Consider the following 273-nt stretch of genomic DNA (forward strand, 5'->3'; position numbering starts at 1 on the left):
GCTCGTGCCGGCCGTTGTAGACGGTGGCTGAGGGAGACATCAAAGTGATGTCCATCATTTCCGATCTGATGTGCACCACTTTGACACAGTCTGCAGAGAAGAAGCCGGGTTCCCGTACGGGACGCCCTAACTACCCCCGGGAGCTTCGTGATCGACTGGCAGCAGCAGCTTGCGAGCCTGGCGTATCAGTCGCAAAGCTGGCCCGGGAGAATGGCATCAACGCGAACATGCTGTTCACCTGGCGGCGGCGATATCTGGCCGATCAGCAAGCTC

1 protein-coding gene is annotated in these 273 nt (G+C 59.3%); it reads left to right on the forward strand.

The features are described 5' to 3' along the window. Positions 1 to 47: 47 nt before the first annotated feature. Positions 48 to 273, forward strand: a 226-nt coding sequence (locus SB753_RS37235) for a transposase (protein ID WP_410805158.1), incomplete at its 3' end; no start/stop codon positions are given.

Source organism: Paraburkholderia sp. SIMBA_053, from assembly GCF_046534895.1.
Lineage (GTDB): Bacteria > Pseudomonadota > Gammaproteobacteria > Burkholderiales > Burkholderiaceae > Paraburkholderia > Paraburkholderia caledonica.